Consider the following 2,086-nt stretch of genomic DNA (forward strand, 5'->3'; position numbering starts at 1 on the left):
GGCAACCGATGGCATTGGCCGGCTATGGGTGCGGCCGGTCAATCGCGATCTCTCCATTGATCGGCTGGTGCTGGCGGTGATGGCGGATTTCCTGCCTTCGGGCGTCGGCAACGCGATGGGGGCGAACGCCGGCGGCAACAGCCTGGATAACACCATCCGCTACATGAATTTTGTCCCCACCGAATGGGTGCTGGCCGATATCCGCATCCACGCGGTCCACGCCGGTTTCGCCCATGGCCGCGTGCATCTGTTTGCCCAGGATGGCACCTTGCTGGCCACGGCGAGCCAGAGCCTGATTGTGCGAATTCACAGTTGAGCAGTGGCGTCGCCCGGCCTAGCCTTGCGGCATGATACCGCATCTCATCGCCCTTCTCCTCGCCTCCGCCGCCGCGCAGGCCCCGCCAACGGCCAGCCCGGCAGCGCAAGCCGACAATGCAGCGCTGGCAGCATCGCTCAATTGGGCCGACGAACAGGATTTCGATTTCGCCAGCCGCGGCTTTCTCGGCTCCATCCCCGATGGCAAGATCCGAAATGCCAAGGGCGACGTGCTGCGCGATCTGGCCGATGAAGCCCAGTTCACAGGGCCGGCCCCAGCCACGGTGAACCCCAGCCTGTGGCGCAATGCGACGCTGGTGGCGAAACACGGCCTGTTCCAGGTGGCCGATGGCATTTGGCAGGTGCGCGGGCTCGATCTCGCCAACATGACCGTGATCCGCGGCAACAGTGGCTGGATCATCGTCGATCCGCTCACCGGCGCCGAAGCTGCCAAGGCCGCCATGGCGCTGGTCACCGAAAAACTGGGCCAGCGGCCGGTGGTGGCCGTGATCTACACCCACAGCCATATCGATCATTTCGGCGGTGTGCTGGGCGTGGTGAACCCCGCCGACGTTGCCGCTGGCAAGGTGCAGATCATCGCGCCCGAAGGCTTCATGGACCATGCGGTTTCGGAAAATGTCATCGCCGGCCCGGCCATGTTGCGCCGCGCGGTCTACATGTTTGGCACCAACTTGCCGCACAATCCCGCCGGCCATGTCTCCTCCGGCCTGTCGTCGCTCAACACGCCCGGCACCTACGGTCTGATCCCGCCAACCGACAGCATCACCCCAGCCAGCAGCAACCGCATCATTGATGGGGTGGAATTCCAGTTCCAGCTCACCCCCGACACCGAAGCGCCGGCGGAGATGAACTTCTATCTGCCGGCCTGGAAGGCCTTGTGCCTCGCCGAAAACGCCAATGCCTCGATGCACAATTTGCTGACGCCGCGTGGCGCGCTGGTGCGCGATGCCAAGGGCTGGGCGGATTATCTGATGGCGGCCCGCCGCCGCTGGGGCGCTGAGTCGGATATCCTGTTCACCAGCCATTTCTGGCCGCGCTGGGGCCGGGACGTGATCAGCGATTACATGCTGCGCCACGCCCAGGCCTATGCCTTTGTGCACAACGAAAGCGTGCGGCTGATGAACGAAGGCAAGAATGCCGTCGAGATCGGTGAAGCGATCAGGCTGCCCGAACCGCTGGCCAGATCGTGGTTCAACCGGCCCAACTATGGCAGCCTGAAATTCAACGCCCGCGCGGTCTATCAGCGTTATCTGGGGGCGTTCGATGGCGACCCAGCCAGCCTCGATCCGCTGCCCCGCGCCGATCTGGCGCCGCGGATGGTCAAGCAGATGGGCGGACCGAAAAAAGTGCTGGCCGCCGGCAAGGCCGCGGCCGCCAGGGGCGATGACCGCTGGGCAGCCACCCTGCTTTCCACGCTGGTGCGCGCCGCGCCGGAAACCAGGGGCGCCAAGGCAGCGCTGGCCGGCGTCTATCGCCAGCTGGCATGGCGGGCCGAAACCGCGCCGTGGCGCAATTTCTATCTGACCGGCGCCCAGGAGCTGGAACAGGGCATCAAGCCCGGCCAGCAGGCCAGCGCGGCCGGGATTGCCGCCAATCTGTCGGTATCGATGCTGCTGGACAGCATGAGTGTGCGGCTGATGCCAGACCGTGCCATCGCGCCGATGACCATCGCGTTCGAAATTCCCGATGCCAAGGAACGCCATCTCGTCAGCATCGGCAATGGCGTGATGTTGCACGAAAAGGGGGCCAC

1 protein-coding gene and 1 pseudogene are annotated in these 2,086 nt (G+C 65.0%); both read left to right on the forward strand.

The window, feature by feature from the left end; genetic code table 11:
- Window positions 1-316: pseudogene (locus RT662_RS07120) on the forward strand (acyl-CoA thioesterase domain-containing protein); the annotation flags it as partial.
- A 31-nt stretch (window positions 317-347) separates the two neighbouring features.
- The coding region (locus RT662_RS07125) for an alkyl sulfatase dimerization domain-containing protein (RefSeq protein ID WP_313670018.1) at window positions 348-2,086 on the forward strand (1,739 nt) is incomplete at its 3' end.

It is taken from the genome of Sandarakinorhabdus sp. (assembly GCF_032115815.1).
Lineage (GTDB): Bacteria > Pseudomonadota > Alphaproteobacteria > Sphingomonadales > Sphingomonadaceae > Sandarakinorhabdus.